This window comes from Bradyrhizobium sp. CCBAU 45394, assembly GCF_028128655.1.
GTDB classification, from domain to species: Bacteria; Pseudomonadota; Alphaproteobacteria; order Rhizobiales; family Xanthobacteraceae; genus Bradyrhizobium; species Bradyrhizobium diazoefficiens.
Window position 1 is genome coordinate 416,974 of sequence record NZ_LBIX01000012.1, and the last position, 25,882, is coordinate 442,855.

The following is a 25,882-nucleotide window of genomic DNA, read 5'->3' on the forward strand; positions in this document are numbered from 1 at the left end:
CACCAGCCATCTCCGCCGGGCCGCGCTGATGCTCCAGCGCGGTTTCGGCGCGTTTTCATCTTGATCAGAAGGAGAGACTTTTATGTTCATCGCCATGAATCGTTTCCAGGTGAAGAAGGGTGCGGAGACCGCGTTCGAAACGGTCTGGGCCACGCGCGAATCCTATCTCGGCGGCATGCCGGGCTTCGTCGAGTTTCATCTCCTGAAGGGCCCCGAGGCCGAGGATCACACGCTCTACTCGTCGCACACCACCTGGGTCGACAAGGCGGCGTTCGAGGCCTGGACGCGCTCCGAGGAATTCCGCCGCGCCCATGCCCGCGCCGACAACCGGACCGGCGAGAGCCTCTATCTTGGCCATCCCAAGTTCGAGGGCTTCGAGGTGATCCAGAGCGAAGGCAAGGCCGCGGCCGCTTGAGGCCGCGACGCAGGAGAGGAACTGGACATGCTGAGCACCGATCTCGCCGATCTCAAGGCGTACATGGCCGACAATCCCGGCGCGGTGATCGAGGACGTCGCGCGCGATCGCAAGGTCACCTCGCGTGCGGTGATCGAGGCGCTGCCCTCGTCGATGGTGCGCATGGGAGGCGGCGAGCATTTTGCCGCCGCCATGCAGGACATCGCACAATGGGGCGAGGTCACGCTGATCGTGCACACGGATGACGCGATCTTCGAATTCACCGGATCAATTCCCGCGGGCGAGATCGGCCGCGGCTATTTCAACCTGATGCAGCCGAAGGGCCTGCATGGCCATCTGCGCCATGAGCGTTGCGCAGGCATCGCCTTCGTCGAGCGCCCCTTCATGGGCAAGAATTCGGCCTTCGTCGCCTTCGTCAATGCCGACGGTGGCATCATGTTCAAGGTCTTCGTCGGCCGCGACGAGACCCGGGCGCTGCGTGCGGACCAGCTCGCGCGGTTTCGCCAGCTCGCGGATCGGATCGCGGCATAGCTTCCTTCTGTCGGTCGGGAGATCAGGATGCAAGGCAGGTCCAGGCTTCGGCACGTGATCCTAACCATCGCGCTGGCGCTCGCGCCGGCGCCGGCCTTCGCGATCGACGAGGCGCTGTTGCCGCGCAATCTGTCGCCGTGGGGCATGTTCCTCGGCGCCGACATCATCGTGAAGACGGTGATGATCGGGCTGGCCGTCGCCTCGGTGGTGACGTGGACGGTGTGGCTCGCCAAGACCGTCGAGCTGCGCCGCAAGAGTGCGCTCGCCGTGCAGCGGACGCGCGCGCTCGAGGGCCGGATGAAGCTGGCGGAGGCGGCGGAGCGGACCGGGGACGCCCACGATGCGGTCGCCCAGCTCATCCAGTCCTGCGCGAAGGAGGCCGAGCTCTCCGGCGGCATCGTCGACGACGGTCTTCAGGAGCGCGTGGCGCTGCGGCTGGAGCGGGTCGAGGCGGCGATGTCCAGGCAGATCGCGCGCGGCACCGGCGTGCTCGCGACCATCGGCGCCACCGCGCCGTTTGTCGGCCTGTTCGGCACGGTGTGGGGCATCATGAACGCCTTCATCGGCATCTCCGAGAGCCACACCACGAGCCTTGCGGTGGTCGCGCCCGGCATCGCGGAGGCGCTGCTTGCCACCGCGCTCGGCCTCGTGGCCGCGATCCCGGCGGTCGTGATCTACAATCATCTCGTCCGCGGCATCGCCAACTACCGCGCGCTGCTTGGCGATGCCTCGGCGCAGCTGATGCTGCGGGTGAGCCGCCAGCGCGACCACCGTGATTTCCGCCTGGCGCGGGCGGCGGAGTAGGCCATGGCGGCAAAGCTCGGCGCAGGTCCGGGATCGCCGCTCAAGCGCGGCGACCCCGGTGATCTCGACGTCACCCATGAGATCAACGTCACGCCGTTCATCGACGTGATGCTGGTGCTGCTGATCATCTTCATGGTGGCCGCACCGCTCGCCACCGTCGACATCGGCGTCGAGTTGCCGGCAACCGCCGCCGAGCCGGCGCCGCGGCCGGACAAGCCGGTGTTCGTCACCGTGAAGCCGGACCTCTCGATTGCCGTCGGCGAAGACGTCGTGGCTCGCGAGGCGCTCAGTTCCTCGCTCGACGCCGCCACCAGGGGCCGCAAGGACGAGCGCATTTATCTCCGCGCCGACAAGGCCGTCTCTTATGGCGATCTGATGGAGGTGATGAACAGCTTGCGCAATGCCGGCTACTTGAAGGTCGCCCTGGTCGGCCTCGACGGACGCGGCTGATGGCCGCGAGCGCCTTTGCCCTGCACGAGCCGCTCGGCGAGTGCGAGGGCGCCCGCTGGGGCGTCTCCGCCGCGGTGATCGTGGCGTTTCATGTCGCTGCCGCGCTGCTTGCGATGAGCTGGCTGAAGTCGCAACCGGAGCATGGCGTCAGCCTCCCGGCGATCATGGTCGACATGGCGCCGGTGACCTCGGCGCCGCAGTCAATGCCGGACGACGTCGCGCCCGGGCCCGTGATGCAGGAGGCCGACGCTTCGCCGCCGGAGCCCGCGCAGCGACAGGCGGTCGAGGAGACCGTCGCGCCGACACCGCCGCAGGACAAGCCTGACGTGGTGGCACCGCCTGAGCAGAAGCTGGAGCCGACACCGGCCAGGCCCGAACCCGCGAAGATCGTGCCGGTTGAAAAGCCTGTGCCGGAGAAGCCGAAGATCGTTCGCCGCGAGGCAAAAAAGCCCTCGGAGGCGATGCCCGTGCCGCGCACCAGCGCGCCGCCGCGCGCCGAGCGCGAGGCGCCCATGGCGTCCGCGATGAGCGCGGGCGCGGTGGCCTCGGCGATCGCGTCCTACAATCAACGCGTCCGCGCGCATCTGATGCGTTTCCACCAATATCCGTCCGGTGGCGGCGGTCAGCGCGGCGTGGCCAGGCTGAGCTTCACCCTCAGCCGCAGCGGGCAGGTCACGTCGAGCCGTCTCGGCGGCTCCTCCGGCGTTGCCGCCTTCGACGCCCAGGCCATGTCGATGATCCGCCAGGCCTCACCGTTCCCTCCGTTTCCCGACGAGATCAAGAACGGCGCGATGAGCTTTTCGATCCCGGTGGAGTTTACGGTGAGGTAGGGCGCGGTCTCCACAAACTCCGCCGTCGTCCCGGACAAGCGAGCCCTAAGCGCGCGCAGATCCGGGACCCATAACCACAGGGTCGCGTTTGGCGAAGATTCGTCACCACCATCTCGTGCCACAACTCCGGCCTGGGGTTATGGGTCCCGGATCTGCGCTTGCGCTTGTCCGGGACGACGGCGGAGTTTGTGGCGGCTGAAGAGAGACCGTTGCCTTACTTCGCCTTCAGAAAATCCGCGACCTCGAGCAGCATGAACTCGTCGTCGTCGGCCTTGTTGGGATCGCGGCTGGACGAGAACGGCAGGTTGTTGTCGTTGCCGACGATGATGTGGGTGTCGTCGACGCGATCGACGTTCTCGATGGTGAAGAACGGGAAGGTGTAGACGCCGTCGTTGAGCGGCTTTCTCGCCTTCTTGTCGGGATCCTTGATCTTCATGAGGTTGATATAGCCGATCTTGCGCACGGGCTTGCCGACATTGGTGTCGGTCAGCTCGATCTTGTAGATGCGCTTGAACTTGGCGACATCAGGGAAGCAGTTGTCGCCGCGAGTGCCCTGCGGGCAGGCCTTGTCGGCCGTGCCTTCGCCATTGTCGCGCTCGATGATGAGGCCGGAGGCCTGATCGATCATGTTGAAGTCGCCGATGGCGTTGCCGTTCTGCTCGAACACATATTGCCAGTAGCGGCCGGTGAACTTTTCCGCGGCGACGTCGAATTCGAGGATGCGGGAGGCTTCCTTGCCGTCGACCTTCTCCCAGTCCTTCTTGTCGGCATCCCACAGCGGGCCCTCGAGCAGGCCGTAGAGGAATTTGCCGTCCTTGGACGAGGCAAAGCCCTCAAACCCCTTGGAGCGGCGCAGGTTGACGTTGGTGTAGGTCGCGCCCGGCGCGCCCGGCGTCGCCACCGCCCAGTGATCGGGCGAGCGCACCGGCTTGCCGTCGGCAACCGTCTCGAACACACCGAGGATCTTGCCGGTCTTGTCGGCCTTGAGGATGTAGGGGCCGAACTCGTCGCCGATCCAGAAAGTATCGCCGATGATCTGGAAACCTTCGGTGTCGAAGTCGGAGCCGGTGAGGTAACGCTTCTGCGTGTCCTCATGGACGATGCGGAACGGCACGCGCCTGTCGGGATCGTGCAGGAAGATCGTCTCTAGCCGCTCGATCTTGCCGCTCGCCCAATCCATCTTGTAGCGGTTGAGATACAGCATCGAATCCGGCGAGTTGGCGCGTGCGCCCATGCCGTTGTCGGTGATGACCCAGTAGCTGCCGTCGGGCATGGTCTTGATGCCGGAATGGCCCTGGAGCGGCTGGCCCTTGAACGGCAGCGATACGCCGGTCGCCCGCTCATAGGATTTGCCCATCACGGTGCCGAGCGCGTCGACGCGCTTGCCGGTGGTGTACTTTCCGGAGGTCTTGAGATCGGCGGGCGCATCCGCCGGCGCGTCGATGAACGATTCGGCCGGCATCACCACGTGGCCGGCGAGCTTCGCCGGGAATTCACCTTCGCTCTGGGCGAGCGCCGTGCTCGCGGTGAGAATGATCGTTGCGACGGTGGCAAGAAAACTCGCGCGCATGTGCGTCTCCTGTTGGCGGACGCATGCCTTATGCGGATCCCTTGTTTCAGTTTTGTGAAAGCGGGCCAAAGGCCGCAGCCAAAGCCCCGGCGCGTTGCCGGGGTTTTGTCACTCCTTGCTCGGCGCTACCCGCCGTAACACGGTTTGCCGGCCATCTGATTTGCGCGGCTGCACCGCGGCAGATTTTTGGTCTGTGGTTGCTTGCTGCTCTTCTTGGTTGCAGTCGACGTTCCGGTTTGGGCCTGCGCGCTCGACGCAACGGGGACGAGAAACAGAACAGCGATGACGGTCAACACCAATGTCTTCATGTCAAATGCTCCAAAAAATCAAAAAATAACGTTCTGGAGCCTATGCAGCAGATCGTCGTCTGTAAAGGCGCCCGAGAACGCGATCCGGGCGCGTTTCGTGCGCCTCACAGGCTTGAATTCGTCCTATTCCTTTACCGCGCCGGCGAGGGCGCCGGCTTTGGCTGTGGCGGAATCTCGAAGCTGACCGTCTTGCTGTCGATCACGCGGTGCGTCGGATCGGCCAGCTCGAACAGCACCTTGTGCGGGCCCGGCTTCAGTCCGACCACGATCACGGTCTCGCCACTGGCATCGACAAAATGCCACGGCGCGTCGTCGACCGTAACGTGGACGTGGCCGATGCGTGGCGATACGTCGAGCGCGCCCTTACCGAACACCGGCACCACGCGCAGGTTTTCCGTCGCATACTGGATGAAGACGAGGCCTCGCGCCAACTGCTCGGCGAGCGGCGAATCGACGATCAGCCGGGCGGGCGCCTCGTTTTCGATCGCAACCAGCGGGGAGGGGCCACGCACGTCTCTGGCGGTCTGGGCGACGGCGGTCGCTGCAAACAATGTGGAGGCCGCCAGAACGGCCATGCAGTCGAGGGGGGCGTACATGGCCGTTCCTTCCGAAAGGATCAGGCGATCTTGCGGGCGAGGAAGTCGCGGATCAGCGGGACCATTTCGTCGAACTTGTCCTCGAGCGCGAAATGGCCGGTGTTGATGAGGTGAAATTCCACCTGGGGCAGGTCGCGTTTGTAGGGATGGGCGCCGTCGGCGGGAAAGATGAAATCGTTCTTGCCCCAGACGATCAGTGTCGGCGGCTTGTGCTTGCGGAAGTAGGCCTGCACCGCGGGATACAGCGGCAGGTTGGTCCGGTAGTCGTAGAACAGGTCCATCTGGATTTCGCTGTTGCCGGGACGGTCGAGCAGCGCCTGATCGTGCACCCAGTTGTCCGGTGAAATCCGGCTGACGTCGGACATGCCGTCGGTGTACTGGAATTTCGTGGTCTCCAGCGTGACGAGCTTCATCAACGCCTGCCGGCTCGCATCGGATCCGTCGGCCCAGTATTGCTTGATCGGATCCCAGAACTTCTTCAGCCCTTCGTCATAGGCGTTGCCGTTCTGCACGATCAGGCCGCTGACGCGCTCGGGATGCTTGAGCGCCAGCCGCCAGCCCACGGGAGCGCCGTAATCCATGACATACATCGCATAGCGGGTGACGCCGAGCTGGTCGAGCAGGCCGTCGACGAGCTCACCGAAACGGTCGAACGTGTACTTGAACGACGCGCGTGGTGGCATGTCGCTCTGGCCGTAGCCGGGGTAGTCGGGAGCGATCACGTGGTAGCGATCGGCCAGAGCCGGGATCAGGTTGCGGAACATGTGCGAGGAGGTCGGGAAGCCGTGCAGCAACAGCACCGCAGGTGCGTCCTTGGGCCCCGCTTCGCGGTAGAAGATCTTGATCCCGTCGACGGTGGCGGTTCGATGATGGACGACCGGATAGCCGGCGCCTTGCGCGCCGCCTTGCGACTTGGCCGATGCATTCTGCGGAGCCGCGGCAACAGCCAACCCGGACAATCCGAGAATCAGGCGCCGCCGATCGAGCCGGGCTGGCGCCGGTGTGAATTCTGCGATGCTCATGTCGGTCTCCCCGTTAAACTCGGTGGTCGGACGTCAGTCGTCCGCTCCTCAAACGCCTTGGTAGACCAGCCTGGTGAAGAAGCCGGGGTCGATCACGAACTGCCCCCATTGCGCGTCGAAGGCCGCGGTTGGCTTCGCCGCGACGGTTTCGTCCCGGGTGCGTCCCTGCGCCTTCAGCCGGGCGACGTTGTCGCGGATCGCGACCAGCATGTCGCGGAACGCCTGAAGCTCGGCCTTGTTGCTGACCGGCTTGCCATGACCGGGAATGATGATCGTATCCTTGTCGGTCGCCGCGAGATTGGCGTCGCATGCCGCGATCATCCCGTCGATGCTGCCGCCGGTCGAATAGTCGATGAACGGATAGATGCCGTTCCAGAATGTGTCGCCGACGTGGACGATGTTGGCTTCCACGAAGGTGACGGAGACGTCGCTGTCGGTGTGTGCGGGCCCGAAATATTTCAGGCTGATCGAGGCGCCGTTGAGACCGAGCTTGTGGCTGCCGGCAAACACTTCGCTGGGAATCCCGCCGGGTCCGAGCGGAAGGAAATTGTAGTCCCAGTCTTCGACGCGCTGAACGCCGAGGAGGTGCTTCCGGGTGTTCTCGTGTGCGATGATCTTCGCGCCGGCCGAATGCAGCCACTCATTGCCGTCGGCATGGTCGAAATGCCAGTGGGTGTTGACGAGATGGGTGACGGGATCGGTGCCGAGACCGGCCAGCGCATTGGTGAGCTGGGCGCGCGACACGCGGATGCCGGCATCGACCAGGAGCTTGCCGTCGGACCCGGTCAGGACGGCGATGTTGCCGCCGGAGCCTTCGAGCACGCTGATATTGTTGCGCAGCCTGTAGGCCGTGATCGGAGAAATTGCCGCACTGTCCTTGATCAGGCTGACGAGGCCGCGCGCCTCGGCGTAGGCCTCGCGCGGTGTGAGCCATCCGGCGGAGGCGGCGAACGTGGCGCCACCGACGCAACACAGGCAAAAGCCGCGCCGCGATAACGAATTTGGCGATCCCATGCAATTCTCGCTTTCTCGAGCGATAAATTGACGGCGCCAGCGATCGACCCGCCATCACCGTGACATGATGGGACGGAAGAAGTGAGCAGTCTATCGCGATTGCACGATCGTCGCGTGCAACCGCCGATTACTCCTTTACCGCGCCGGTCAGCGAAGACACGTAGTAATCCACGAACAGCGAGTAGAAGATCGCAACCGGCAGCGAGCCGAGCAGCGAGCCCGCCATCAGCGCGCCCCACTGGTAGACGTCGCCGGTGACGAGCTCGGTCAGGATCGCGACCGGCACGGTCTTGTTGGCGCCGCTCTGGATGAAGGCGAGCGCATAGATGAACTCGTTCCAGGACAGCGTGAAGGAGAAGATGCCGGCCGAGATCAGGCCGGGCACGGCCAGCGGCAGCGTGATCCGGCGCAGGATCTGGAGCCGCGTCGCGCCGTCGACCAGCGCGCATTCCTCGAGCTCGTAGGGGATCGACTTGAAATAGCCGATCAGGAGCCAGGTGCAGAACGGCACCAGGAAGGTCGGGTAGACCAGGATCAGCGCCATCGGTGAGTCGAACAGGCCGAACTGCACCACGACGGTGGCGAGCGGAATGAACAGGATCGACGGCGGCACGAGGTAAGCGAGATAGATGCCGAGGCCGACATAAGGGCTGCCGCGGAAGCGCAGGCGTTCGATCGCATAGGCGGCAAGCGTGCTCGCGATCAGCGACAGCGTGGTCGAGCCGATCGCGACCAGCATCGTCGTCCAAAGCCAGCGCGGATAGGCGGTGTCGAACAGGAGATGCTTGATGTGCGCCAGCGTCGGCGAGGAGATCCAGAACGGATTGTGCGCCTTGTAGTTCATCAGCTCGGCGTTCGGCTTGAACGAGGTGATCGCCATCCAGTAGAACGGAAACAGCAGGATCAGCACGAAGCAGCCGAGCGGCAGGTAGATCATCATCAGCCGCCGCAGCCCGGAATCCCAGGCCATGGTGTCGGGCGCCGCCTTGGTGTCGGGTGTGGCTTGCGCGACCGTGTCAGTCATTGCTCTCTCCCTGCTGCCATTTGCGGCGCGCCAGGCCGAAATAGGAGAACAGCGTCGCGAACACCAGGAACGGGATCATCGACACCGCGATGGCGGCGCCTTCGCCGAGCTCGCCGCCGGCAATGCCGCGCTGGAAGGCCAGCGTTGCCAGCAAATGGGTGGAGTTGCCGGGGCCGCCGCGGGTGATGGCGTAGACGAGCTGGAAGTCGGTGAAGGTGAAGATGATCGAGAACGTCATCACGATGGCGAGGATCGGCATCATCATCGGGAAGGTGATGTAGCGGAAGCGCTGCCAGGCGCTGGCGCCGTCGAGCATCGCAGCCTCGTAGAGCGAGGGCGAGATGGTCTGCAGGCCCGCCAGCAGCGAGATCGCGACGAAGGGAATGCCGCGCCAGATATTGGCGACGATCAGCGAGAAGCGCGCCGGCCAGGGCGAGCCGAGGAAGTCGATGTTGCTCGACCGCCAGTGCAGCACGTCGACCAGGAGATAGGAGATGATCGAGAATTGCGGATCGTAGATCCACCAGAACGCCAGCGCCGAGAGCACCGTCGGCACGATCCAGGGCAGGAGAATGATCGCCCGCAGCAGGCTCTTGAACGGAAAATGGTTGTTGAGCAGGAGCGCCAGCCAGAAGCCGAGCGCGAACTTCCCGAACGTCGCTATGCCCGTGTAGACCACGCTGTAGAATACCGCGTTCCACCACAGGGGGTCGGTGAGCAGATACTGGAAGTTTTCCAGGCCGACATAGTCGCCCTTGCGGCCGATCGTGGTGTCGGTGAAGGCGAGCCAGATGCCGAGGCCGAGCGGATAGGTCAGGAACACCGCCAGCAGCCCGATCGCGGGCGCAAGGCACATCACGATCAGGAACGGCTTGTAGTCGAACAGGCGCACCAGCCAGGACGGCTGCCGCTGGGCCAGGGCGAGAGGGGGAAGTGTGGTCACGGACATCGTGTCGTTGTCCTGTCGTTGAAGGTCACCCCGCCGTCATTGCGAGGAGCGAAGCGACGAAGCAATCCAGACTGCCTCCGCGGACACGCTCCGGATTGCTTCGCTTCGCTCGCAATGACGGCCGCGCCGCCGGCCGTTACTTCTGCCGCCGGAAGTACCGCTTGCAGCGCTGTTCGGCTTCCGCGGCTGCGGCTTCCGGCGTGGCAGCGCCGGTCGCGACCGACGCGCACATCTGAATCAGCACGTAGTCGGCGCTGACGGCGCCGGTCGCCGTCGAGATCGGGCCCCTGTAGCCGTCATAATAGGTGCTGTTCATGGTGTCCTTGAACAGCTTCACCTTGGGGTCCTGCGACCACACGGCGGCATCGGCATAGGCGGCCAGCGGCTGGGCCCAGTAGCCGGAGTTGGCATTGAGCCACGGCTCGTACTGGTCCTTTTCCAGCATGTATTGCAGGAAGGCCTTTGCGGCGTTGGGATACTGGCTGTGCTTGAACACCATGGCGTTCAACGTCAGGCCCGCCATCGGCGAGATCTTGGCGACGCCCTTCGGCAGCAACTGATGCTCGCTGTCGTCGGCGATCGCCTTGGTCGCCGGATCGTTCTTCAGCGAGAAGTACAGCGAGACGCCGTTGGCGGTCAGCGCGATCTCCTGCGAGGAGTAGGCGCGGTTGTTGCTGACGTCGTTCCACGAGGTCGTGCCGGCGATGAAGGTCGGGTAGAGCTGCTTGACCCAGTTCAGCGCGGCAATCGTCTCCTTGCTGTTGATGGTGACGTTACCCTCTTCGTCGAGCAGGGCGGCGTTGTGTGACCACAGTGCCCAGTTCGCAAAACCGTTGCCGTCGCCCTTGGCGTTGCCGAGCGCGAAGCCGGCCGGCTTGCCGGCCTTCTGCAGCTTCTGGCAGAGGTCGACGATGCCGGCGTGGTCCTCCGGCACCTTGTCGAAGCCGACCGATTGCAGGATCGACTTGCGGTAGATCAGCGGACCCGCGGTGGCGCCGAACGGCAGTCCGATCCAGGCGTCGCTCTTGTTCCTCTTGCCGTAGCGCTGCGCCAGCGGCAGCCAGCCGCCGTAACGCTTGCCGACATAGTCGGCGACGTCGGTCAGCTCGATCAGCTTGTCGATGTAGATGTGCGGAGCATCGGAGAAGCCGATGATGATGTCGGGGCCGGCACCGGAATTGGCCGTCACCGCGGTCTGCTGGTTGATGTCCTCCCAGCCGACGAAGTCGACCTTGACCTCGACCCCGGTCTCCTTGGTGAACTTGGCCGCATTGGCGCGAAACACGTCCTCGTCGGCCTGGACGAACCGCACCGGCCGCAGCATGCGCAGGCTCGCGCCCTTCTCGATCGCGAGCTTGGGGGCCGGCACATCGGCGGCCTTGATCTGTGATGGCGGTGTTTGCGCCGCAGCACCGGTTGCCGCGAACGTCGCAGCGGACAGGCCCAGCGCCAAGGCGTCACGACGTGTCAGGTCGTTCCTCATCAGTTCCTCCCTGTTGTCTCCCTTCCCGGCGTTGATCGCCGGTGAAGGGTCTTCCGGTTTCCGGCGCGTCGTGCGGCCGGCCGCCTAGCTGTTCGGTCCGCGATCCATGCTGACGGGCTGCCAACGGCGGAGCGCGGTGCTTTGCAGTACCGACGGATTGACGCAGCTTACCGGCCACATGCCCTGAAGCACCAGTGACAATTCGTAGCCCACGCGGCGCTTGCGTGCCTCGTCGAACCGTGCCGAGGCCGAGGCGACATGGGCGGTCAGGGTCACGTTCTCCATGCTGAGGATGGGATTGTTGTGCGAGGGCGGCTCCTTCTCCAGCACGTCGAGGGCGGCGTGCGCGATCCAGCCCTCTTGCAGCGCCTTGATCAGGCTCTCCTCGTCCACCGTGGCGCCGCGACCGGTATTGATGAAGATCGAGCCCTTCTTCATCTGCCGGAAGTGCTTCTCGGTCAGCATGTGGTGCACTTCGGGCCGCGCGGGCGCGTGCATCGAGACGAAGTCGGATTGCGAGAGCACTTCGTTCAGCGTCGCGGGGATGACGCCGTGGTCGTACATCAGCGTCTCCTGGATGAAGGGGTCGTAGGCCATCATGCGCAGGCCGAAGGGCGCGGCGCGCTTCGCAACTGCACGCGCGACGCGTCCGAACGAGATGAAGCCGAGCGTCTGGCCCATCAGCCGCGGGATCTTCAGCAGCGCCGGCCGGCCCTCGGCCCAGCGGCCGCTGCGCACCATCCTGTCCTGCTCGACCAGGCGGCGGAAGCCGGCGAGCAGCAGCATCATGGCGTGGTCGGCGACCTCCTCGATGAAGGTGTCGGGGATGTTGGTGACGGGAATGCCGCGCGCGGTGGCGGCCTTCACGTCGACGCTGTCCACGCCGACCGAGCCGAGCGTGATGACCTTGCAGCTCTCCAGTGCGTCGATGATCGACTTGGTGATTGGGATGCCCTTGGCATAGATGGCGTCGGCGTTTTTCGCGGCGGCAATGAACTCGGCCTCGTTGGCCGGAGCTTCGACGATCTCGGCGTCGATCGGATCGAGCGCCTCGCGCTCGTAGGAATAATCGCTGCCCGCGACCGTGAAGCTCGCGCCCTTCGGCGTCACCACCCTGTATTTCGGCATTTCCTGCTCCCGATTTGGTTTGTCGGTTCTTGTTGCGGCCCGGCCTTCTCGGCGGGCCTTTGCGTCTTTTACGCGAAATCGGGGTGCGTGCGTACAATCGCCGGTTGCCGGCTTGACCATTATTTGCCGGTTTTCGCGGCATCGTCAGGGCTTCTACGGAGGCACGTAAGTAACTTGCTAAGGGGTCACACACTAAAAGTTGATTCAAATAAAAAGGTCTGCGCGAGCCCGCGTCACCCGAGGAGCCCATCGTGAAGTTGAGCAATCTGAAGATCGCCCCCAAGCTTGGCATCCTTGTCGGTGTTACCCTGTTCGGCCTTTGCATCTCCGGAGTTCTCGCCGGCTACCTGATGAAGCAGGAGATGGTGAATGCGCGCATCGACCAGGCCAAGGCGATCGTCGAGTTGGGGCGCAACTACGCCGCTGCGCTGAAGAAGCGCGTCGATGCCGGCGAGATGACGAAGGACGCGGCCATGGCCGAGCTTCGCCGCTACGGCAATGCGATGACCTACGACAACGGTGCGGGCTACCTGTTCGGCACGTCCTATGACGGCATCACGCAGCTTGCCCCCGATCCGAAGCAGATCGGCGCCAACCGCATGGATGTGGTGACCAACGGCCGCAAGCTGTCGGTCGAGCTGATGGATGGCGTCAAGGCCAATGGTTCGATCCTGCTGTATTATGAATACATGAAGCCCGGCCAGGAGAAGCCGATCCGCAAGCTCGGCTACGCGGTCGCCGTTCCCGGCTTCGACATGTATCTCGGCACCGGCGCCTATCTCGAGGATATCGACGCCAAGATGGGGCCGGTCTACTGGCTGCTCGGCCTCGCCATGCTCGGCATCGTCATCGTCGCCGGCAGCGTCGCCTGGATGATCGGACGCAGCATCAGCCGTCCGCTGGCGCTGCTCGGCGCCCGCATGAAGGATCTCGCCGACGGCAAGCTCGAGGGTGACATTCCCGGCGTCGGCCGCGGCGACGAGGTCGGCGCAATGGCCTCGACCGTTCAGATCTTCAAGGACAATGCGGTCCGTATTCGTGACCTCGAGAAGACCGAGGCGGACGCCAAGGAACGCGCCGCGGCGGATCGTCGCAGCGCGATGGAAGAGATCGCCAACGACTTCGAACGCAGCGTCAACGGCATCGTTCGCTCGGTCTCCTCGGCCGCGGCCGGCATGCAGAGCACGGCGCAGTCGATGACGGCGACCGCGAGCGATGCCTCGTCGCGCGCGGCGACCGTCGGCGCGGCCTCGCAGAAGGCCTCGGGCAATGTCGGCACGGTTGCCGCCGCCGCAGAAGAGCTGTCGAGCTCGGTTGCGGAAATCTCCCGCCAGGTGACGCGTTCGACCGAAGTGGCGAGCCGGGCGGTCAACGACGCCGAGCGCACCAACGCCACGGTGCAGGAGCTCTCCACCGGCGCGGAGAAGATCGGCGAGGTGGTCAAGCTCATTCATTCGATCGCGGCGCAGACCAACCTGCTCGCGCTCAACGCCACCATCGAGGCGGCCCGCGCCGGCGAGTCCGGCCGCGGCTTCGCCGTCGTCGCCTCCGAGGTCAAGGCGCTCGCCAACCAGACCGCGAAGGCCACCGAGGAAATCTCCGCCCAGGTCGCGGCGATGCAGACCTCGACCAGCGATGCGGTCGCGGCGATCGGCGGCATCACCCAGACGATTGCCGAGATGAGCGAGATCACGGCGGGCATTTCCGCCTCGATCGAGCAGCAGGGCGAGGCGACGCGCGAGATCGCCCGCAACATCCAGTCGGTCGCGGCCGGCTCGAGCGAGATCAACGCGAATATCGGCAGCGTCACCTCGGCCGCGGAAGCGACCGGCACCGCCGCCACCGACGTGCTCACCAACGCCCGCGAGCTGGACAGCCAGTCCGGCGCGCTGCGCAGCGCGGTGGACGGCTTCCTCGCCAAGGTGCGCGCGGCGTAAGCTCAAGCGCACGGAATACGTAGGGTGGGCAAAGACGCGTAAGCGTCGTGCCCACCTTTCTTTTTGAGTTCGCTGTGACGTCTCGGTGGGCACGTTACACTTTGCCCACCCTACGAGACCGTCTTACTGCTTCTCGATCTTCGCGTTGGTGATCAGCTTTTCCCACAGCACCAGCTGCTCGTTCACGAAGGTGCCGAGCTGTTCCGGCGTGCCCGAGAAGGCATCCATGCCGAGGGTGGCGAGCTGCGCCTTGATCTCCGGCTTCTCGACGATCTTCCTGATCTCGGCGTTGAGCCGCGTCACGATCTCCTTCGGCATGCCGGCCGGACCGAAATAGCCCTGCCACGAGGAGATGTCGAAGTCCGGCACGCCGGCCTCCTGCATCGAGGGCAGGTTCGGCACCAGCGGAGAGCGGTCCTTGGTGGTGACGGCGAGCGCGCGCAGCGCGTTGCCGTTGACGTGCGGCAGGCCGGTCAGGATGTCTACGAACATCATCGAGACGCGGCCGCCCATGACGTCGTTGAGCGCCGGCGGCGAGCTCTTGTAGGGCACGTGCAGCAGGTCGAGCCCGGCATTGTGCGCGAAGGTCGCCCCCGACACGATCGCCGACGACGAGCCCGAAGCGTAGCTCAGCTTGCCCGGATTGGCCTTGCCGTAGGCGACCAGCTCGCCGACGGTCTTGGCCGGCACCTCGGGGTGAATGACCAGCATGAAGGGCAAATCGCCGGTGCGCGCGATCGGGGTGAAGTCCCTGACCGGATCGTAAGTGAGGCTCTTGAGCAGGTAGGGATTGGCCGAATGCGTCGTGTTGGTCGTCACCAGCAGCGTGTAGCCGTCGGGGGCGGCGCGCGCGACAAAGGTCGCGGCGATCATGCCGTTGGCGCCCGCCTTGTTCTCGATCACGATGCCGACGCCGAGCGCCTGCGACAGATGCTGCGAGATCAGCCGCGTCGTGGTGTCGGTGCCGCTGCCGGCCGCGAAGGGCAGCACCAGCGTGATGTTGCGGCTGGGGTAATTGTCGGCCTGTGCGGCGGTCGAGGCGGCGAGGCAGAGCGCGGCCGTGCCGATGGTGCGCAGGTTTCGAATCAACGCTGAAAGCATGTCTGGTCGTTCCCTCTTTTTTCGTTGGCGGGGAACCTAGCTTCTCTTTGTTGGAATCGGAAGGCTCGAGTTTGTCGCCTTGTCTCCGCGTCGCGGAATTATTTCACCGCCGCACCCTGGCGCGAGGCGATCACGACGCCGGCGAGCACCAGCGCGTAGCCGATCAAATGAAACGGCTGGAGCTTTTCGCCGAGCAGCAGGATCGCCATCGCCGAGCCGAACACCGGTACGAGATGGAAGAACGGCGCGGCCCGATTCGGCCCGATCAGCGCCACGCCGCGGTTGAAGAAGAGATAGGCGAGCGTCGACGGGAAGATCAGGATGTAGCCGAGCGTCGCCAGCGTCACCCCGTCGAATTGCATCACGCTGCCGCTCCAGGCCTCCCAGACGGCGGTGGGCAGCAGCATGATCGCGCCACAGCAGGTGGTGAAGGACAGGAAGGAGAGCTGATGGACCTTCGGCCGGCGCGGGATGAAGGCGGAGTAGAGTCCGAATGCCACCAGCGAGGACGCGAACATGATGTCGCCCCTGTTGAAGCTGATGCTGGCAAGGGCGGAGAGATCGCCGCGCAGGATGATGGTCAGCACGCCGAGAAGCGAGATCGCGATGCCGGCGAGCTGCGCAGCCGTCAGCCGCACGCCGAACAGCGCCAGCGACCACAGCGCGACGAACAGCGGTCCGGCCGACTGAATCAGCAGCGCGTTCAGCGCTTCGGTGTATTGCAGCGCCCAGTACGAGATCGCGTTGTTGAAGGCAAAACCCACCAGCGACAGGAACAGCATCAGGGGCAGGCTCTTGCGCAGAGCCCGCCAGTCGCGCTTCAGATGCGGCCAGGCGAACGGCAGCAGGATGAGGAACACGCCGAACCAGCGGATCGTGGTCACCGTCAGCGGCGGCACATGCGCGCCGACATGGCGCGCGAGCACGATGTTGCCGGCCCAGAACAACGAGCTCAGGCTGAGCAGCAGATAGGGCTGGTTGTTGAGCCAACTGGCCGGATTCGAGGCTGGTGGCGCGGGCGAAGCGGTCGTCATTGGGGTCAGATACAACCTTGCGCCGGATTGCCGTCGCGACACAAGTCACGCCGCCGCAATGCTACAATGCACGCATGACCTGAGGAGGTGCCGTTGGCGGTCAATATGTTGAACATCAAGGGCCTGGAAGGGCTCGACCGGCATGCGCCGGTGGTGATGCTGAACCTGATGCGCTTCCACGCGCGCTCGCGCGACGGTGACGGTTCGGGCTGGGACGCCTATTTGCGCTACAGCGCGATCACCGTTCCCATGATCAAGGCACGCGGCGGCACACTGCTCTGGACCGGCGAGGCCAAGGCGGTCGCGCTCGGCCCGCAACCGGGCAATGACTGGGATTTCGTCGCGCTGGTCCACTACCCCACCGTCGCAGCCTTTCTCGACATGATGACGTCGGAGGCCTACGAGCGTGAAGCCGACCCCCACCGCGTCAACGGCTGCGCCGAGCACGTCATCATCGCGACGAGCGAGGCGTACAGCAAGTTCAAGATGAAGTAGCGCGCGCTCTTGCATGTGAGCCTTTCGCGAAGGCAGAGCCGCCGGCCTATTTCTTCCGCTCCGCGCGCGCATCCGGCATCGACGCATCCACAGCGGCGTGGCACGCCGTCTGCAACAGGCGGCAGACCTCCTCCGTCGACCGCTGCGGGCTCAGCGCTGCGAAGGTCGGATAGCTCGTCAGTACGAAGATCAGGTCGACGGCATCCTGCATGGCCCGCTTTGCGGCACGGCTCTCGGTGATGCGAGTCACCAGCCCCGTCACAAGCTCACGCCGCCGTTCGTTGCGCGCGACCAGCGCATTGCCGAATTCGGGATCGGTTGCGATCGCCTGGTTGAGGCCGCCGATCGCGGGGTCGTGCGCCCAGAAGGTGCAGAAGATCGCGACGACGCGATCGAGCGCGGCGCGTGGATCCGGCAGCGCCATCACGTCGGCCAGTTCGAACAGCCCGCCCTGCCGTGCGATGTCGTCGAACACGGCCTCCAGCAGTCCGCGCCGGGATCCGAACTGGTTGTAGACGGTCAGCCGCGTGACGCCGGCCGCCTTCGCCACCACGTCGAGCGAGAAGTTCGCCATGCTCGCATCCTTGCGCAGCAGGCGCGCGCCGGCCGCGATGATGCGTTCGCGCGTCTCCGCGGCCGCGGAGGCGCGGACCGAGCTCACATAGCTGCGCTTCGGCATCGCCCTGCCATTGTCTTGACGTATTGATTATACATACTGTATATCCAATTTAGAAGCCGGTTTGGAGCTTGCCATGCAGACTGCCCTCGTAATCGCACTGTCGCTTCATGTGTTGTCGTCCGTGTTCTGGGCCGGATCAAGCTTTGCGCTGGCGCGAACCGGAGCAGCCGGGGGCGAGCAGCTCGTCGGTCCGCAACTCGGCGCGGCGATGATTGCGATCCTCACCGGCGGCTATCTCGGGCATCTCGTTCATTCCGGCAGTTTTGGCGCGGCCGAGCAAGTGCTCGCGCTTGGTGCGGTTTGCGCGCTGATCGCAGCCGGCGTTCAGGCCGCAACCGGTCCTCGTGCGCTGCTGAGCTTGCGTCGTGGCACGAGCGAGGCGACCAATGTGCGTTCGCGCATCGCGACCGCCCAGCGCGTGGCCGCCGCTCTGCTCGCCATCACCGCCCTCTGCATGGGCGCGGCGCGCTACATCTAGGGGCTCGTTCATCCAAGGTAACAGCCGACGGCGAGGCGCCACAACGGCCCCGAGGCCGGCAGGCACTCTCGCAAGCAGAACTTTGCAATAGCGCGGCATCCCGCCGCTGAAGAAGGAAAAGCAATGTCCAGGATGATTCTGCTGAACCTGCCCGTGCGCGATCTCGCCGCATCGACGGCGTTCTATGTGGCGCTCGGCGGTACGGTGAACCCTCAGTTCTCGGGCGAGAGTTCGACCTCGCTCATGATCACGGACGCGATTGGCGTGATGCTGCTGACCCACGACCACTATCGCCAATTCACCAAACGCCCGATTGGTGACCCGCGCCGCGACAGTCAGGTCTTGATCGCCCTCACGGTCGATGACCGCGACGCCGTCGATGCAACGCTGACTCGCGCGGTGGCGGCGGGTGGTCGCGCCGATCCCAACCCGGCACAGGATCTCGGCTTCATGTATAACCGCCACATTGAAGATCCGGACGGCTATGTTTGGGAAATCGTATGGATGAACCCATCAGCGAGCACCTGACCGCAGAACGCTGCGCGGCGAGCTGACAGGGCGGGCTAGCTCGCCTGCTTCCTTGACGCCGCGAACACGCCCGACAGCACCAGCGCGAAACCGATGAAGTGGAACGCCTGCGGGCGTTCGCCCAGGAAAACCATCGCCATGATCGAACCGAACACCGGCACGACGTGGAAGAACGGCGCGGCGCGGTTGGCGCCGATCAGGCGCACCCCGCGATTGAAGCAGAGATAGGCGAGGGTGGAGGGGAAGACCGCGACATAGAACAGGGTCAGCAGGTTCGGCGCGTCGAACTTCATCACGGGCCGCGCGGACAATTCCCAGATCTCCAGCGGAATGAGGCAGGCGGCGCCGGCGCCGAAGGTGAAGGCGAGGAACGACAGGCCGTGCATCGCCGGCCGCTTCAGGCTCAGCACCGAATAGAGCGCGAAGATCAGCAGCGCGAGGAGGAAGATGAGGTCGCCCTTGTTGAACTCGATGTTCGACAGCGTGGTGAAATCGCCATGCAGCAGGATGGTCAGCACGCCGCACATCGACAGCAGTACGCCGAAGGCCTGCGCCGCGGTGAGCCTGATGCCGAGGATCGCCAGCGACCACAGCGCCACGAGCAGCGGCGCGGCCGACTGGAGCAGCAGCGTGTTGAGCGCCTGGGTGTGCTCCAGCGCCCAGTATTGCAGGGTGTTGAAGGCGCCGATGCCGGTGATCGAGAGCGTCACCATCAGGCCGAGCTTGCCGCGGATCGCCGGCCAGTCCTGTGCGAGATGTTTCCAGGCGAACGGCAGCACCAGGAGGAACGCGAAGGACCAGCGCAGGAACGACAGCGTCACCGGCGGGATGTGGCCGGCGGCAAGCCGCCCGACGATGGCGTTGCTGGCCCAGCACAACGCGGTGATGCTGAGCAGCAGGTAAGGCTGGTTCGCGACCCAGTTGTGACCGGATGTTTCGGCGCTCGTGGTCTGGCCCGTGGCGGACATTGTGATTGTTATGGCCCCGCGTCATGCGCCGAAGCCCCCGGCCCGGCGATGTCCGGGCCGGCTCATGGCCCGGCACCGTCCAAAGACACGGAAATATGCCTGATATCAATGGCGCAGATGCATCGCCATCATGCGCCGCGCGGAACGGCGAAACTTCAGGAAGCCGCCTGTGCGCCGCTTGGCCCCGCATTCGGGTGCATCGCTGCCCGTGCGGCCCAACCTCCGCCGAGAATCGCGCCGGTAAAGCCGCCGCCGCCCGTGAACGCCGAGGCGAGATAAAGGCCGTTGATGGCGGTCGCCGGCATTGGCTTGAATCCGCGCGTTTGCGGTGCGAAGCCGTAGATCGCGCCGCCGGGCGTGTTGAGGTAATGCGCGAAGGTTTCGGACGTCGACATCTCGCGCTGCGTGATCGCGCCGGCGATTCCGGGATAATTCCGGTCGAGATCGGCAATGACGAGATCCATCCAACGCTCCTTGCGGGAGCGCTTTGCTTCGGCGGACAGACCGGTCCAGTTCGCGAGCCGGTCGACGCCGACGAGCGCGCCGAGATAAGGCGGTCTCTCGTTCAGGCCCGTATCGATCTGATCGTAGGCGACGAAGCCGTAGGGGGGGAGACGTGCCGGTGGATCCTCGCCCAGCAGTGCGCCGGCCTCGCGGAAACCGGAGAGTTTCGTCAACCACCCCGGCAGCACGCTGGTCGAATAGTGCCTGACGCCGAAATCGTCGGACGGCCGGCTGAGACCGATCGCTATGCTCCAAAGTGAGATCGATGGTTGCCGGTCTTCGTAGCGCGACAGGAACGCGGCGCGCTTGTCCTGCGGCAGCATCGAGGCCAGCACGGAGGGCGCCGCGTTGCCGAGCAGAATCGGCGCCAGCTCCTCGCGCACATCATCGGCCCTCGTCGCGCGATGACGCACGCCGCGGGCGCGGGCGCCGTCGACCAGAATGGTCTCGACCTCGCGTCCCGCCTCTACCGCACCGCCCGCGTCGCGAATGATCGCGATCAGGCGATCGCTGAGCGCCTGCGACCCGCCGCGGACATAGTGTCCGCCGCCGACGAGATAGGAGGCCTGCGGAATCGCAAACTGGATGAAAGGCATCGTGTCGGGATCGTCGGTGTAGTAGCTGAGGTTGGAGGCAAGCGCGAGCTTGATCGCCTCGCTGTCACCGAACAGGCGGGTGAGCACTTCGCTCAAGGTCGCGTGCCGGTCGCGGATCAGCGGCCACAGGCGCCACGGCAATGTCGGCGCGTTCCAGAGCCACCAGTCGCGGTCGTCCTGATGCTCGCTCATCAGCGCCACCGCCTGCCGGACGGCGTCGATGCGCTCGAAATATTGGGCGATGCCCTTGGCGTGCGCCGGAAACTGCGCCTTCGCCGCGGCCGAGGCGGCTTCGAGGCCGTGCGGCATCACGAAGGGGCGCTCGAACAGAGGGCTCCGCACCTCGTGCAGCGCGCCGACATCCACGAAGGGCAGATCGCGATCGATGCCGAGCGCGCGCAGGATCGGAAGCTTGGGATCGGAGGCGTCCAGGCCGTCGATCTCGTGCAGCGAGGCCTCGATCGCGAGCTGGCCGTGACGATAGACCGTGGCCGCTCCCCCGAAATTCTGGTTGCGCTCGAGTACCAGAACCTCGTGGCCTGCGCGGGCGAGCAGGGCCGCCGCGGTCAGGCCGCCGAGCCCCGATCCGATGGTGATGGCGTCAAAGCTGCGTGACATCTCGGGTGACCTCGCTGCAACATTGAGGCAGACGCCTGGTCCGCCTCCATGGCTCCCGGTTCCATACTAGGAGCGCGCAGCAGGGGGCGCGATTGACCTGCGTCAATCGCTGTCGGTGGAAATTTGTGCGGGTCCGAAATGATCTGAAATATCGCGGTCACAAATCTCTATCGCTTGCGTTTGCTGCGGATCGCGAAGGGCTTCAGCAGCTCGGCGCAGGCGAGATAGACGACGACGAGCAGCGCGATGCCGGCCATCATCAACGGCGGCGGCGCGACAAAGCCGAACCAGGTGCCGACCGGGGTGAACGGCACGACCATCGCGACCAGCAAGGCGATCAGCGACGAGGCCGACAGCACTGGATCGGGCCAATTGCGCCACGGTCGGCCGTTGGTGCGGATGACGAAGATCACCAGGATCTGCGTCGCCATAGATTCGATGAACCAGGCGGTGCGGAACTCGCCGGGCGATGCGTGAAACAGCATGATGAGGGCGCCGAAGGTCAGGAAGTCGAACACCGACGACAGCGGTCCCATGATCGCGGCGAAGCGCGCCAGGTTCGACATGCTCCACACCTGCGGCTGCGCCGTTGCCTGCGCCGAGACCCGGTCGAAGGGAATGCCGAGCTCCGAGAGATCGTACAGCAGGTTGTTGAGCAGGATCTGCGTCGGCAGCATCGGCAGGAACGGCAGCACCATCGAGGCGATCGCCATCGACAGCATGTTGCCGAAATTCGAGCTTGCGCCCATGCGGACATATTTGAGGATGTTGGCGAAGGTGCGCCGTCCTTCCGCGACGCCGTCGGCGACGACCTCGAGATCCGAAGCCAGCAGGATCATGTCGGCGGCGGCCTGCGCCACACCGGTCGCGCCGTCGACCGACAATCCGACGTCGGCGACCTTCAGGGCCGGTGCGTCGTTGATGCCGTCGCCGAGGAAGCCGACCACTTCGCCGCCCGCCTGAAGCGCCCTCACGATGCGCGACTTCTGGTCCGGCGCGAGGCGGCCGAACGCGTCCGTGGAGCGCACCTGCACGGCGAGCGCCGCGTCGCTGAGCGCCGCAACGTCGGTCCCCGACAGTACGCGCTCGGGGTTCAGTCCGACCAGGCTCGCGAGCCGCTTCACCACCACGGGGTCGTCGCCCGAGAGGATCTTCAGGCCCACGCCGCGCGCCGCGAGCTGCGCGATTGCGGCCGCGGCCGTCGGCTTCGGCGGATCGGCGAAGGCGCAAAAGCCCTCGAAGGCGAGATCGGTCTCGTCCTCCGTCTCGACCTCGCGCAGCACGCCGCTCCACGCCCGCGAGGCGATCGCCACGGTGCGCAGGCCCTCGCTCGCGAGCTCACGCACGCGCGCCAGCGCAGCAATGCGCGCGCTCTCGTCCATCGTGCACAATGCGAGCACGGCTTCCGGCGCGCCCTTGACGATGAGTAGCGTGCCTTCGGGGCCGGTCGCGAGCACCGATCCCAGCCGGCGCGAGAAGTCGAAGGCCTGCCGCCCAGCCAGCGTCCAGCCCTGCGCGGCGTCGGGCCGGCCGGCGACGAGCGCGGCATCGAGCGAGCCGCGATCGCCGCCGAGCGATGCTGCGATGGCGCCGAGCTGCGCAGCACGGGCGTTGTCCTTGCCCTCGCCGTCGAGACTTCCGGCGAGCGTGATCTCGGCCGAGGTCAGCGTGCCCGTCTTGTCGGTACACAGGACGGTCATGGCGCCGAGATCGTGGATCGCGGCCAGCCGCTTCACGATCACCTTGCGGCCGGCCATGCGCAGCGCGCCGCGCGACAGCGTCACCGTGGTGATCATCGGCAGCAGCTCCGGCGTCAGCCCGACCGCGAGCGCGACCGCGAACAGCAGCGAATCGAGCACAGGCCGGCCGAACACGACGCGGACGGTGAGCACGACCAGCACCAGCGCGAGCGTGGCCCGCGCGATCACGAGGCCGAACTCGCGCAAATCGCGCTCGAACGGGGAGGGAGCCTGCGCCTCGGCGAGCGCGGATGCGGCCGCGCCGAACACGGTGTCGCGGCCGGTCCTGACGACGAGCGCGATCGCCTCGCCCGTTTGCGCCACGGCGCCGCGGAACAGTGCGTTCGACGTGTCGTCGGGATCGGTGGCAGCGCCTGGGCGCTTCTGCACTGGATAGGGCTCGCCGGTGAGCGCGGCCTCCCCGGCCGTGAAGGCGGTGCTCTCCAGGATCAGCGCATCCGCCGGGATGATGTCGCCGGCGCGGACGCGCAGGAGGTCGCCCGGAACGACGTGGTCGACGTCGATCTCGCGGAAGGCGCCGTCGCGCCTGACCTCGGCCTTGAGCGCCACCGAACGGCGGAGGATCTCGGCGGCGCGGACTGCGTGGCCCTCCTGGATGGTGTCGAGCCCGATCGAGCCGGCGAGAATCAGCACGATGATGAGCCCGCCGATGTCGTCACCGGTCAGCATCGAGACGATGCCGGCGACCAGCAGGATCAGCGACAGCGGCTCCAGCAGCCGGCGCAGGATCGCGCGCATCGCGCCCTCGATGCGCGGCGGTGCATCGCTGTTCGGCCCGAACCGGCCGAGGCGCTTGGCGGCCTCGGTCGCGGTCAGGCCCTGCAAGGAGCAGCCGAGCTGGGTGCAGAGCGCATCCGTCGGGAGGCGCCAGAACTGGCTCGCCTGGCTGTTCGGTGGCTTGGTCACGGCATATCCGGCATGGAGGCTTCTAGGCCCGGGAGGGGTAAGCGGTGGAGGTGACAGCCATCCCTTGGCGCAATCGCGGGCCGGAACGGTTGATGCGTGTCAATTCCGATGTCGCGGGGCCGCGAATCTTTCAGGATTTTAAGGTTATATCAAAGGCTTGGGGTGCCTTTCCGACCTCGAAAAAGCCCCGTTCTTGCTTGCCTAGAGAGGCCGCTTCCTTTATCCGGTTGGCTGCCTTGCGTGCGAGCGGCCTTGGGCCGCGGAGAGGGCTTGGCGCAGGCATGATCCCGGAAAAGTGGGCACCGGTTTTCCGCGAGGATCATGCCTCCTAGAGACAGATTGAATAGGGATTACCCGCGAATGGCCAATGTTGTCGTCGTCGGCGCCCAGTGGGGCGACGAAGGGAAGGGCAAGATCGTCGACTGGTTGTCGGAGCAGGCGGACATCGTCGTCCGTTTCCAGGGCGGCCATAACGCCGGCCACACGCTGGTGATCAACGGCAAGACCTACAAGCTCGCGCTGCTGCCCTCGGGCGTGCTGCGCGAACACAAGCTGTCGGTGATCGGCAACGGCGTGGTGTTCGACCCCACCGCGTTCCTCGACGAGGTCACCAAGCTGCGCTCGCAGGGGGTCGCCGTCTCTCCGGAAAATCTGCGCGTGGCCGAGAACGTCACCCTGATCCTGCCGCTGCACCGCGAGCTCGACGCGCACCGCGAATCCGCCAATGCGGCGACCGCGATCGGCACCACGCGCCGCGGCATTGGACCGGCCTATGAAGACAAGGTCGGCCGCCGCGCCATCCGCCTGATGGACCTCGCCGACCTCGACACGCTGCCGCACAAGATCGACCGGCTGCTGGCTCACCACAACGCCCTGCGTCGCGGCCTCAATCTGCCGGAGTTCGACGGCAAGGATATCCTGAAGGAATTGACCGCGCTGGCGCCGCAGCTGCTGCCTTATGCCGAGACGGTGTGGCGGCTGCTCGACATCAAGCGCCGCGAAGGCAAGCGCATGCTGTTCGAGGGTGCGCAAGGCGCGCTGCTCGACGTCGACCACGGCACCTACCCTTACGTCACCTCGTCCAACACGGTGGCGGCGCAGGCTGCGACCGGCTCGGGCCTCGGCCCCGGCGCGGTCGGCTATGTGCTCGGCCTGTGCAAGGCCTATACGACCCGCGTCGGCCAGGGCCCGTTCCCGACCGAGCAGGACAACGAGATCGGCCGCAAGATCGGCGAGCGTGGCCGCGAGTTCGGAACCAATACCGGGCGGCCCCGCCGCTGCGGCTGGTTCGACGCCGTGCTGGTCCGCCAGGCGGTCCGCACCTGCGGCATCAATGGCCTCGCGCTGACCAAGCTCGACATCCTCGACGGCTTCGACTCGATCGAGGTCTGCACCGGCTACAAGCTTGACGGCAAGGAGATCGACCACTTCCCGGCCGGCGAGGGCGCCCAGGCCCGGGTCGAGCCGATCTACGAGACCATCGAGGGCTGGAAGGAGCCGACCGCCAGTGCGCGGTCTTGGGCCGATCTGCCGGCCCAGGCCATCAAATATGTCCGCCGGATCGAGGAATTGGTGGGGTGCCCGGTCGCGCTGCTTTCCACCAGCCCCGAACGCGAAGATACTATCCTGGTGCAAAATCCGTTTGAGGCTTAACGATCTCTTACCGGGACGCGCGTATAGTTGAGTAGAAATGGCTGATTACTATCCGCTGATCGCCCGCGCTATTGCCGCCTTGGATCCCAACGCTCCCGGCGAAAGCCGTCGCGCGCTCTATGAGCGGGCGCGCACGGCGCTGATCGCACAGCTGCGCAGCGTGCAGCCGCCGCTCTCCGAATCCGAGATCACCCGCGAACGGCTGTCGCTGGAAGAGGCTGTCCGCAAGGTCGAATCGGAGGCCGCCCAGCGTGCCCGCGAGGCCTCGCGCCCCGGTGGTGGCGGCACCCGCAGCAGCGGTAGCGGCGATGCCTTCCGCAGGGCCAGCACCCGTGCCACCGAGGGCAACCCGGCCGCAGCCCCACCGGCTGCTCCGCCGCGCGCCCGTCCGGCACCGCCGCCGCCGCGCGCCGACCGCCCGTCCTTCAACGTCGATGACCAGGGCGAGGCCCAGCGTCCGCCGCGCGCGCCCCGTTTCGATGCGCCGCGCCAGCCCGGTCC

The 25,882-nt window shown here is 65.6% G+C and carries 25 protein-coding genes and 1 pseudogene; 11 read left to right on the top strand and 15 right to left on the bottom strand.

What is annotated here, in order from left to right:
* Positions 1 to 82: 82 nt before the first annotated feature.
* The 5 genes from WN73_RS09145 to WN73_RS09165 are packed head-to-tail and all read left to right on the top strand — an operon-like array spanning position 83 to position 3,030.
* Positions 83 to 415 (top strand): antibiotic biosynthesis monooxygenase family protein, encoded by a 333-nt coding sequence (locus WN73_RS09145; protein ID WP_271552443.1) that lies wholly within the window; start codon positions 83 to 85, stop codon positions 413 to 415.
* Positions 416 to 442: 27 nt separating this feature from the next.
* Positions 443 to 946 (top strand): heme utilization cystosolic carrier protein HutX, encoded by a 504-nt coding sequence (hutX, locus tag WN73_RS09150; RefSeq protein ID WP_271552445.1) that lies wholly within the window; start codon positions 443 to 445, stop codon positions 944 to 946.
* A 27-nt stretch (positions 947 to 973) separates the two neighbouring features.
* Positions 974 to 1,750: a tonB-system energizer ExbB gene (gene exbB, locus WN73_RS09155; RefSeq protein ID WP_271552446.1), complete on the top strand. Its 777-nt coding sequence runs from the start codon at positions 974 to 976 to the stop codon at positions 1,748 to 1,750.
* A gap of 3 nt (positions 1,751 to 1,753) precedes the next feature.
* On the top strand, positions 1,754 to 2,200 hold the full coding sequence (exbD, locus tag WN73_RS09160) for a TonB system transport protein ExbD (protein WP_011089809.1): 447 nt from the start codon (positions 1,754 to 1,756) through the stop codon (positions 2,198 to 2,200).
* On the top strand, positions 2,200 to 3,030 hold the full coding sequence (locus WN73_RS09165) for an energy transducer TonB (protein ID WP_271552448.1): 831 nt from the start codon (positions 2,200 to 2,202) through the stop codon (positions 3,028 to 3,030). Before exbD ends, WN73_RS09165 begins: the two co-directional genes overlap by 1 nt.
* A 214-nt stretch (positions 3,031 to 3,244) precedes the next feature.
* On the opposite strand, the gene WN73_RS09170 is transcribed toward WN73_RS09165, so the two are convergent.
* The 9 genes from WN73_RS09170 to WN73_RS09210 form a co-directional block, all read right to left on the bottom strand.
* Positions 3,245 to 4,600 carry an esterase-like activity of phytase family protein gene (locus tag WN73_RS09170; RefSeq protein ID WP_271552450.1) on the bottom strand — a complete coding sequence of 452 codons (1,356 nt, stop codon included), beginning with the start codon at positions 4,598 to 4,600 and terminating at the stop codon, positions 3,245 to 3,247.
* A 125-nt stretch (positions 4,601 to 4,725) separates the two neighbouring features.
* Positions 4,726 to 4,908 carry a hypothetical protein gene (locus WN73_RS09175; RefSeq protein ID WP_028173058.1) on the bottom strand — a complete coding sequence of 61 codons (183 nt, stop codon included), beginning with the start codon at positions 4,906 to 4,908 and terminating at the stop codon, positions 4,726 to 4,728.
* 131 nt (positions 4,909 to 5,039) lie between these two features.
* On the bottom strand, positions 5,040 to 5,504 hold the full coding sequence (locus tag WN73_RS09180) for a DUF6130 family protein (RefSeq protein ID WP_271552451.1): 465 nt from the start codon (positions 5,502 to 5,504) through the stop codon (positions 5,040 to 5,042).
* Positions 5,505 to 5,524: 20 nt separating this feature from the next.
* Complete coding sequence (locus WN73_RS09185; RefSeq protein WP_271552452.1) at positions 5,525 to 6,526, bottom strand: alpha/beta fold hydrolase; 1,002 nt, start codon at positions 6,524 to 6,526, stop codon at positions 5,525 to 5,527.
* A 48-nt stretch (positions 6,527 to 6,574) separates the two neighbouring features.
* The gene (locus WN73_RS09190; RefSeq protein ID WP_271552453.1) at positions 6,575 to 7,540 is read right to left on the bottom strand and encodes an MBL fold metallo-hydrolase; all 966 of its coding nucleotides are present in this window, start codon (positions 7,538 to 7,540) and stop codon (positions 6,575 to 6,577) included.
* Positions 7,541 to 7,667: 127 nt separating this feature from the next.
* Positions 7,668 to 8,564, bottom strand: coding sequence for a carbohydrate ABC transporter permease (locus tag WN73_RS09195; protein WP_011089803.1), 897 nt, complete (start codon positions 8,562 to 8,564; stop codon positions 7,668 to 7,670).
* Complete coding sequence (locus WN73_RS09200) at positions 8,557 to 9,513, bottom strand: carbohydrate ABC transporter permease (RefSeq protein ID WP_011089802.1); 957 nt, start codon at positions 9,511 to 9,513, stop codon at positions 8,557 to 8,559. The genes WN73_RS09195 and WN73_RS09200 overlap by 8 nt, the downstream gene beginning before the upstream one ends.
* Before the next feature lie 136 nt (positions 9,514 to 9,649).
* Entirely contained in the window at positions 9,650 to 10,996 is a 1,347-nt protein-coding gene (locus tag WN73_RS09205; protein WP_011089801.1) for an ABC transporter substrate-binding protein, read from the bottom strand.
* An 84-nt stretch (positions 10,997 to 11,080) separates the two neighbouring features.
* Complete coding sequence (locus WN73_RS09210; protein ID WP_161536512.1) at positions 11,081 to 12,124, bottom strand: C-terminal binding protein; 1,044 nt, start codon at positions 12,122 to 12,124, stop codon at positions 11,081 to 11,083.
* Positions 12,125 to 12,375: 251 nt separating this feature from the next.
* On the opposite strand from WN73_RS09210, the gene WN73_RS09215 reads away from it, so the two are divergent.
* The gene (locus WN73_RS09215; RefSeq protein WP_060912880.1) at positions 12,376 to 14,061 is read left to right on the top strand and encodes a methyl-accepting chemotaxis protein; all 1,686 of its coding nucleotides are present in this window, start codon (positions 12,376 to 12,378) and stop codon (positions 14,059 to 14,061) included.
* A gap of 123 nt (positions 14,062 to 14,184) precedes the next feature.
* Here the strand turns inward: WN73_RS09215 and WN73_RS09220 are convergent, their stop codons facing one another.
* Together WN73_RS09220 and WN73_RS09225 are read right to left on the bottom strand one after the other, a co-directional pair.
* Complete coding sequence (locus tag WN73_RS09220) at positions 14,185 to 15,162, bottom strand: Bug family tripartite tricarboxylate transporter substrate binding protein (protein WP_271552457.1); 978 nt, start codon at positions 15,160 to 15,162, stop codon at positions 14,185 to 14,187.
* A 98-nt stretch (positions 15,163 to 15,260) separates the two neighbouring features.
* Entirely contained in the window at positions 15,261 to 16,196 is a 936-nt protein-coding gene (locus WN73_RS09225; RefSeq protein ID WP_271552458.1) for a DMT family transporter, read from the bottom strand.
* Between the two features lie 105 nt (positions 16,197 to 16,301).
* Between WN73_RS09225 and WN73_RS09230 the strand changes: the two genes are divergently transcribed.
* Positions 16,302 to 16,691 carry a DUF1330 domain-containing protein gene (locus WN73_RS09230; protein WP_171463860.1) on the top strand — a complete coding sequence of 130 codons (390 nt, stop codon included), beginning with the start codon at positions 16,302 to 16,304 and terminating at the stop codon, positions 16,689 to 16,691.
* Between the two features lie 46 nt (positions 16,692 to 16,737).
* Here the strand turns inward: WN73_RS09230 and WN73_RS09235 are convergent, their stop codons facing one another.
* On the bottom strand, positions 16,738 to 17,370 hold the full coding sequence (locus WN73_RS09235) for a TetR/AcrR family transcriptional regulator (RefSeq protein ID WP_271552460.1): 633 nt from the start codon (positions 17,368 to 17,370) through the stop codon (positions 16,738 to 16,740).
* Positions 17,371 to 17,443: 73 nt separating this feature from the next.
* Here WN73_RS09235 and WN73_RS09240 point away from each other — a divergent pair, with 73 nt between their 5' ends.
* On the top strand, positions 17,444 to 17,848 hold the full coding sequence (locus tag WN73_RS09240; RefSeq protein ID WP_011089794.1) for a hypothetical protein: 405 nt from the start codon (positions 17,444 to 17,446) through the stop codon (positions 17,846 to 17,848).
* Between the two features lie 123 nt (positions 17,849 to 17,971).
* A complete protein-coding gene (locus WN73_RS09245; RefSeq protein WP_028173068.1) occupies positions 17,972 to 18,376 on the top strand; it encodes a VOC family protein in 405 nt (134 codons plus the stop codon).
* 35 nt (positions 18,377 to 18,411) lie between these two features.
* Here WN73_RS09245 and WN73_RS09250 read toward each other — a convergent pair whose 3' ends face one another.
* The 3 genes from WN73_RS09250 to mgtA form a co-directional block, all read right to left on the bottom strand.
* Entirely contained in the window at positions 18,412 to 19,344 is a 933-nt protein-coding gene (locus WN73_RS09250; RefSeq protein WP_271552462.1) for a DMT family transporter, read from the bottom strand.
* A gap of 155 nt (positions 19,345 to 19,499) precedes the next feature.
* A complete protein-coding gene (locus WN73_RS09255) occupies positions 19,500 to 21,062 on the bottom strand; it encodes a phytoene desaturase family protein (protein ID WP_051000248.1) in 1,563 nt (520 codons plus the stop codon).
* Positions 21,063 to 21,229: 167 nt separating this feature from the next.
* Positions 21,230 to 23,728 (bottom strand): magnesium-translocating P-type ATPase, encoded by a 2,499-nt coding sequence (gene mgtA / locus WN73_RS09260; protein ID WP_161536508.1) that lies wholly within the window; start codon positions 23,726 to 23,728, stop codon positions 21,230 to 21,232.
* Between the two features lie 360 nt (positions 23,729 to 24,088).
* On the opposite strand from mgtA, the gene WN73_RS09265 reads away from it, so the two are divergent.
* Both WN73_RS09265 and WN73_RS09270 read left to right on the top strand, forming a co-directional pair.
* Positions 24,089 to 25,381, top strand: a complete 1,293-nt coding sequence (locus tag WN73_RS09265; protein ID WP_028173071.1) for an adenylosuccinate synthase — start codon at positions 24,089 to 24,091, stop codon at positions 25,379 to 25,381.
* A 37-nt stretch (positions 25,382 to 25,418) separates the two neighbouring features.
* Positions 25,419 to 25,882 (top strand): annotated as a pseudogene (locus tag WN73_RS09270) (hypothetical protein); the annotation flags it as partial.